This window comes from Microcystis sp. T1-4 (genome assembly GCF_000297435.1).
Taxonomy (GTDB): Bacteria; Cyanobacteriota; Cyanobacteriia; order Cyanobacteriales; family Microcystaceae; genus Microcystis.
Genome location: NZ_CAIP01000198.1, coordinates 1 through 7787, shown reverse-complemented (window position 1 = coordinate 7787; position 7787 = coordinate 1). Strand labels below are relative to the sequence as shown.

The 7787-nt window shown below is 39.3% G+C and carries 6 protein-coding genes and 1 pseudogene; 2 read left to right on the top strand and 5 right to left on the bottom strand.

The features are described from left to right. Nucleotides 1-237 precede the first annotated feature (237 nt). Nucleotides 238-2007 (bottom strand): group II intron reverse transcriptase/maturase, encoded by a 1770-nt coding sequence (gene ltrA, locus MICAI_RS12585; RefSeq protein WP_071989052.1) that lies wholly within the window; start codon nt 2005-2007, stop codon nt 238-240. Between the two features lie 1079 nt (nt 2008-3086). Here ltrA and MICAI_RS23870 point away from each other — a divergent pair. After that, nucleotides 3087-3239, top strand: coding sequence for a hypothetical protein (locus MICAI_RS23870; protein ID WP_232306189.1), 153 nt, complete (start codon nt 3087-3089; stop codon nt 3237-3239). A 12-nt stretch (nt 3240-3251) separates the two neighbouring features. On the opposite strand, the gene MICAI_RS12580 is transcribed toward MICAI_RS23870, so the two are convergent. From MICAI_RS12580 to MICAI_RS12565, 4 genes are all read right to left on the bottom strand, one after another. Beyond that, the gene (locus MICAI_RS12580) at nt 3252-4508 is read right to left on the bottom strand and encodes a glycosyltransferase family 4 protein (RefSeq protein ID WP_008202425.1); all 1257 of its coding nucleotides are present in this window, start codon (nt 4506-4508) and stop codon (nt 3252-3254) included. Continuing rightward, nucleotides 4505-5227: an FkbM family methyltransferase gene (locus MICAI_RS12575; protein WP_008202423.1), complete on the bottom strand. Its 723-nt coding sequence runs from the start codon at nt 5225-5227 to the stop codon at nt 4505-4507. Before MICAI_RS12575 ends, MICAI_RS12580 begins: the two co-directional genes overlap by 4 nt. A gap of 48 nt (nt 5228-5275) precedes the next feature. After that, the gene (locus MICAI_RS12570) at nt 5276-5956 is read right to left on the bottom strand and encodes an FkbM family methyltransferase (protein WP_157221750.1); all 681 of its coding nucleotides are present in this window, start codon (nt 5954-5956) and stop codon (nt 5276-5278) included. Between the two features lie 239 nt (nt 5957-6195). Next, nucleotides 6196-7122 (bottom strand): hypothetical protein, encoded by a 927-nt coding sequence (locus MICAI_RS12565; RefSeq protein WP_008202419.1) that lies wholly within the window; start codon nt 7120-7122, stop codon nt 6196-6198. A gap of 461 nt (nt 7123-7583) precedes the next feature. On the opposite strand from MICAI_RS12565, the pseudogene MICAI_RS23865 reads away from it, so the two are divergent. Next, nucleotides 7584-7781 (top strand): annotated as a pseudogene (locus MICAI_RS23865) (transposase family protein); the annotation flags it as partial. Nucleotides 7782-7787: the final 6 nt, after the last annotated feature.

The window sequence follows — 7787 nt, the reverse complement described above, 5'->3', positions numbered from 1 at the left end:
AGCTACTTTTGTACTACTATTCAAGCCGTGGAAGGCGATCAAGTTTTCTGGTGCGAAGTGCCACAATTAAGAGGAGCGATCAATGCGATCGCTGGAAGGGTGGCCAAGGATGAAGCGGTGTATCTTGATCTGTGGCAATGGTTACAGAATAAGTCTAAATATTAGGGGTCGAGAAGGTCGTCACCGACCTCCCCTCCCATTCAGAACCGTGCGTGAGACTTTCGCATCACACGGATCCTAGTTTGACTGTTCCCTTGTTAAGGATACAGCTTGACTTCCTTTGGTTAACCTTGTATTATCTAGTTTGACTTCTGAAGTTGTCAAACCAGATGGATTTAGGCTTCCATCAGATGCCGATTTATCATCGTGGCAGTGGCGGTGTAGTAATTGAAGGTTCTTATATTCATCCTTTCCGCCTAAGCTTAGAGGGTGAATGTGGTCAACTTCAATTAAATCCGATGGGGTGAAATACTGCCCACATCGGCTACACTTGCCTTGTTGCTTCTTAAGTAGTTTGGCTACTCTTGTCGGTGTGTCGATTGCTTGTCCTCGTCTGGTCGCCCAGTAAGTCCAATTTCCGTCATAAGGTGAGGCTTCGGGGCGTACTAGGGTATGTCTGACAATTGGTGTCCAGTTATGTTTCCATAAATGAAGACCATCTTTGGTCTTAAATAACCAAGATTCGTGTCTTTCTTTCCCATTGCTGAGTTTAACTGTACCCGGTCTAAAGTAGTTTCTCAGCTTTTCGTAGTCCGCTTTACCGCATCTTGATTCTGTCCATGCCCTTAACATTAACCAGATTGTGTAGTCTAGTTTATTGAAGGTATCTGTGGATACTACTCCTGAGTAGTAGTTAGCCCATCCTCTAATGATTGGGTTTAGGTGACTAATCAGGGCTGACTGAGGTGCTGTCTTGTGTTTTTTGATTACACCTTTAATCGCTTCTGTATGGGCTTTAACTGCTTTTTGGCTAGGTTTAATATGTGTTAGGAATGTTTTGGATATTTCTTTACATATTTTCCCTGCTTTGTATTTTCCTGCTGGGTATTGCCTGATATTGAATCCTAGGAAATCAAAACCGGGTTTTTCAGTTTTCCCATTGTACTCAATGGGGTTGAGTGTGTGACACACTCTGGTTTTTTCTGGTTTGAGTTCTAATCCAATGGGTTTTAACCATTCGGAAATGGCAGTTTGGCACTGTTCAATGATTTCGAGTGATGGTGAAATTACTACAAAATCATCTGCGTATCTTATTAAAACAGCTTGAGTTTTATTACCCTTTCTAGGGAATAGTGTTTCAATTAATCTTGCCATTCCATCCAGTGCGATGTTAGCAAGTAGTGGACTTATTACCCCTCCTTGTGGTGTCCCTGTTTCTGTTTCTTCAAATACGCCGTTATCCAATACTCCTGTTTTAAGCCATTGTTTAATGTCTCTTTTCAGGGAACTTGGACATTGAATTTTGGACAGTAGGAAATCGTCATTAATTCGGTCAAAACACTTGGCAATATCAGCATCTAATACAAAGTAGTTACTTTTATTAATGCTGAGGTATATCCTCGATATTGCATCATGGGCAGACCTTCCCGGTCGGAAACCATAGCTGGTTCCTTCCATTTTTGACTCCCATTCTGGTTCAAGTGCCGATTTAATCAACGCTTGTCTAGCTCTGTCTTTGATGGTTGGTATTCCTAATGGGCGTTTTTCATCCCTGCCGGGTTTAGGAATCCATACCCTTCTTAGCGGTTTTGCTTTAAGTGTTCCCTTGATTTCTTCGGTTAGATTTAGCCTTTGTTCAGGGGATATTGCTATCACTCCATCGACACCTGATGTTTTCTTTCCTTGATTATCTTGGGTTACTTTGCGAACTGCTAATAGACGAGCGTAGTATGATTTCACCAATAGACGTTGCAACCTTCTGACCTTTGCATCCTGTCCCGATTTAGCTGCTTGGTATATTCTCTTTTGGAGCTTGAAAACATATCTCTGGATTTTACCCCAGTTGATAGCTTTCCATACATTCGTAGTCTTAGTGGTTTTCGGTTTCCCGAACCCTTTACCTTTTCAAGGGTTTCGTCATATAGACTCCTACTAGACTCTATCCTTACAATCAAACCGTAACCTGTTAGCATATCCTGACTATTACTGTCAGGCGTTGGCTTTTGGTTACATCTCACACCCTTGAAGGCTTGCGCTTACACTTATCACTACTGGGTATTTCGACCAATACTCAGAGCCTAAAAGGGCTTATCACGTTCCGTTTATATGGGCATTCCATCTTTAGATTTGTCCTTTCCATCGGGGTACTTTTAAAGGTCTGTGTAAGTGAGTAAGCGAATTTCTTACTTTTCCCCTTGTTCTTTTGAACGCAGTGTATCAACCTATTTCACTACTCAATGGTTACGATGGTTCAGGTCAGACATTCGGCTCACGCCTAATCATGGATGGTTGGCAGTGGTCTCGATTCTGGTGTTAGGTTACACCTCGGAGCCTTTCCGTTCCCCGCTTCAGTCCCAGAGTTGTGACTTCTGAATCTGGGGGTGGCTATCGCCGTTACTCTCACCTTTGTAACAATTGTGAATAATTGTTGCAAAGTGTATTGACCTTGAGTCCCCTTGCCTAGTTTGGTATCGTGTTGATACTCAACGTTGGGACATATAAACAGTTATAAGGTCTTCAGGGGACTGAATACCTTACTAGGCGGTTATTTCAGGCATTTCAGCCCTATTTCATGCCTAAACGTTTCGCACCACTCCTCTATAGTAACTCAAAGGGTCTAGGAAAATGTTGGCCTAGTAATGGTGTCACGCCCCTTGGATTTATTTAGTCAATTTGGCTCTTCGGGAATTGTTATGCAAATAATTAACTTAAAATAAAATTCGATGAGAGTGCCTACGCTCAAAAATGGCTAAAATTCATACAGGGAAAGACTTGAGGCACAAACACATTAATCCCAAAAGATAGACAATCGAGTTAAGATTTGATACAATAGCCAAAAACCAGAGTATTTTACTTATGATACTTGACAAATTTGTTTCTTCGGTTTGTCTTATGCAACGGACAGGATTATAAGAGATGAAACCCTCATGGAGAAAGATATTTGGCTATTTTCGTCAATTGTTTTTGATCTAGAGCTAACTAATCAATTAAATCTCTTGCCAGATAAGGATTTAGTCGATTTATGCCCCCCCATCGAACCATACCAAGTAACGAAGAGCCGTTTTTTTGAGCATAGCTAAGACTGTTTAAGTTTACTTGGAAGATTCCAAGATTTCATTGTACAGCTTTAAATACTTAGATGCTTGAATCTCAAGAGTAAATTCTTGCTCCACTTTTTGCCTTGCCCGAATGCACAATTGGTTATACCTTTCTGTATCTTCTAATACCCAATTAATTCCGCTTGCTAAGTCTTCCACCTCGAAGGGGTGAGCCAGATAACCATTCTCTTGATGTTCGATCATATCAGGCATTCCACCAATTTTAAAGGCAACAGATGGAGTGGCACAAGCGAGAGCTTCCATGACTGTATTGGGAAGATTATCCTCAATTGAGGGAGCGACAAAAATATCGGCGGCGGCATAGACTAAAGCTAGGGAAATATCATCATTTAATCTGCCTAAATAATGAGTTTTCAAGCCAAAATCTGGCGGATTAACTGGTTCAGAGGCACCGAAGACCACTAACTCTAATTTATGCTGCCATATTTCCCATTGGCTGAGTTTTTTTATGGCAGGCAGCAGCAGATGAAACCCTTTCCGGCGATCACTTGTTGCCGTCATAGCACCAAAGAGAATAAGCTGTTTATCTTGGGGTAATCCTAAGAGATGGCGAGCAATCTTTTTCTCGATTGGTTTATAGCTTTGAATGTCTAAACCATTGGCAATTACTTCTATCCGTAAATCCTGAAATAGAGAACTATTTCTAGCACAATCAGCTAACCATTGACTGGGGGTAACAATAGTCAGATTGAGATTTTTCCACGCTTGAGCTTTTCGCCGCCAAACCCAACGAGAAATATCCCCATCTTGCTGACTTTTTAATTGGGGACAATGACCACAGGATTGGGTATAGCGATCACATTCTTCACTATAGTGACAACCACCAGTAAAAGGCCACATATCGTGAGCCGTCCAAACAAGAGGTTGCTTAAATTTGGCTAGGGTTTCAATTTGTAAAAACCCGGCATTAATCCAGTGTAAGTTAATAATATCTGGACTAATTTGGGCTACTCTAGAAACAAGGCGATCGGGAAGCCATTCGATAGAATAAGGTGTTCTCTCTCTTTGAGAATATAATGACAAGGGCAAGTGATCAACCCCAGGTATTAGTTTCGTCCATCCCTTCATTAATTTACTTGCTGGCGATAAAACAGTATAGTCATCACGAGTTTTATCACCAACTAACAGAGTCGAATCTGTACCAGTTTCCCGCAAGCCTTGATGTAAACGATAAACGGCTGCATAAGCCCCTCCTCGACCATCAGAATTACTTAGTAAACCTACTTTCATGACTTAAAAAATATCCCGTCGATTTGTAATAGTCTTCCAGTCTGTTTATCAGCAAAGTTCGGAATAATCGTATATAGATCGTAGCCAATTTCTTTCATAAACTCTAGCATATCTTCAAAGAGTATTTGCTGGTCATATAGTGGTACTAAAGACATTTCTATTTGAATCCCTTTAACTAAAGGAAGAATCTGAACAGCACCTTCAATAACTTGCTTTTCAAATCCCTGCACATCGATCTTCAAAAATATTGATTGAGTACCCTCTGTAATGTAGTCTTTGGCTAAAGTATCTAGCCGTCTCAATTGTACTATTTCAGAACCACAATAAGCCGATTCAGGAGCCGCTTGCAGATGAGAATCCAACATCGACAATACAGAGCTACTCTGACTATTCCCAGCAATATTAATGGTAATTTCACCTTCTTGGTCTCCCAAAGCAGAGCGAGGAGCAATTTCCCACAAGTTATCTTTCTTGCTAAGAGTAAGTAATTGGGAGTAGGCAGTGGATAAAGGTTCAAAGGATACTATTTTGCCTCGATAACCACAGTCTCGCAGAAAACTAGCATACTGTCCACAGTTAGCACCCACGTCAAAGATTAGCTCTATCTGATGATATTTCAGTAACCTTTCCATCAGAGCCACTTGTGAAGTATTAAGATTATATCTCTTGACTTCAAATCCCATTTTTCTGAACAGTTTTTTGAGCGATTTTTTAATCATCGATTGTACCAAATGGAATATTTTGTATTATTTATCAATTGATAAAACTTACTCCTTCCAGCCAAAAATATTCAGCTGTAAATCAAATCCAGACTGTGGTTTTATCTCAAGGAATGGTGACAAATGACTATTATTTATGTTGCGAATATGTATTCTAAAGCCAGCTTCTTTCAAAATTAGCAAAATTTTATCTAGACACTGCTCCTGTCCTAATTTTGAGTGATATTCGATAAAGATAAACTTGAGATCATCTAAAAATCCTCGGCATCTGGGTATCACAAATTCTTCTGCCCCTTCTATATCCATTTTCAAAAAGTCAAATTTTTGATGACTCAATACTTCTAATATATCGATCGCTTCAACACGCACATTACTTTCACCGTCACTAATTTTTCCAGCGTCAGCACCTTCTGAAACAAAATTCAAGTATGTATTTTCATACCAAATAGCTTTGTTAATCAATTTCACCTGACTAACTGAGTTTTCGTTTATGTTTTTTTCTAGGTATCTAAAAATTTTTGGATCAGCTTCAAATCCTGTGATATTAGCGTCGGGATAAAGTGATTTAAAAAACAATATGCTCAATCCAATGTTAGAACCCAAGTCTAATATATTCGGAGATTTGTTTTCCCATTTAAAGGCATAAACTTGATCTACAAAAATTTCTTTATACGAATGTATAAAAGATAAATTATCGGGAATTGTTAAATGCCAATCATGAAGTTTCACCCTACACTCATTGTACCGATTAATGGGTCTTAGGCGAGACCAAAGAAGACTATAGGTTAAATATTCTGGTACTGTTACCATCTTATAGATATGCTTCAATGGTTGAATAAAAATTGGTCTCAATATTCCACTCATAACTACTATTTTATTTTTTTATTTCACATGGGAATTATACCACGTCAGCTAACTTAATTGTTTTTTGTCAATTTTTTTCTTGAACAGGGCTAACATTTTATAATTTAATTCCATAATTGTAACTTATTTCGTAACTTTTCTGTAAAGGTAACGATTCTATTTCTTTGAAAGATGTTTTTTTGTGTATAACTATCTGCAGCTTCATCTCTAATCAAAAATGGAGGATGTTTTAACGGAAAATTCATTTCTTTAACAGTAAGATTTGCCAATCTACTTTTACTACCAATTGTATGAGTAGCATCTTCACGAAAACCAATATTACTAACTAAATTTACATTAGGAAGGATAGTTAGACCATTCTGAATCCAACAGGAAAATGTCCATCGATAAGCCCAGCTATCATTTTTATTATCATAAGTAGTTTGAAAAATCTTAGTCCAGTATTTGACAGCCTGAGTTTCTTCTAAAATGGCGGTCAACCAATCACCATCTCTCACTTGTGGCCAATGTTTCATTTCACCATCATAATACTGCCATGCTCGTCGCCAAGTCGCCCAACCCCAGCAATGATTATAACGGGAAAAGTAATAGCTGTAGTCTGTGCGTTTTTTGCCCAACTGAAAATTATTTCCCGATATCACCGTGATTCGCTGGTCATGTCTATAGTATTCTAACAGTTCCTCGCAAAATCGAAAAAAGGTCGGGTCGGGTACACAATCATCCTCAAGAATAATCGCCTCTTCAACCATCTCAAAAACCCAATCTAAGCCACTTGATACCCGCTTCCTACAACCTAAATTTAAATCAGAATAGTTCTTCAACACCTCACAATCCCAATCCACACCCTCGATAATAGCACGAGCCGCCTTACACTTTTCAATATCATCTGGTCTATCGGGACGTGGACCATCGGCAACCACTAATAACTTGGGTGGTTTAGCCTGACGGATAGCTTCAAATACCCTCGCCGTCGTATCAGGTCGATTGAAAATCAGGAAGGCGACAGGAGTGGTCAGTTGGAAGTCAGCCATAGACGGATTTACTGTTAACTCGTAGTATCCTAACCCACCCTGACCAAATTGTCAACCCAAAGCGGCACAAATACTCAAGTCTTTCCCTAGCGACGGTTGAGCAAGGCGAGAATCAGCCTAAACTCTTAGGTATGTTCTTCTTTGATTGAATCTAAATAGGCTCTTCGGGAATTGTTATGCAAATAATTAACTTAAAATAAAATTCGATGAGAGTACCTACGCCCAAAAGTAGCTGAAACTCATATAGGGAAGGACTTAAGGCACAAACAGGTTAATGCCAAAAGATAGACAATTGAGTTAAGATTTGATATAATAGGCTCTTCTCGACTTTGTGTGATAATTTTTGGCTTATGGAATCGTGAAATGCTTACTGGGCAAGACTTTTAGGACTATTTTGCGGATATTCTATCAGTATAGACCTCGTTTCCACACAGAAACCAGAAGAGCCGATTATTTTACTTATGATACTTGACAAATTTTTGAACCTAGAAGGAACCTGTATTCAAGGCTATCGACACCTAGAAAATATCGGTATAGTTTTCCGAATCGAATCGAAAAATAAAAAAGCGTCCTGTCCTTGTTGTGGGTTAGAGAGCGATAAGCTCCACCAAAATCATCGACATTTAGTCAAAGATTTACCGCTCTCAGACCAACCAGTGTAACTA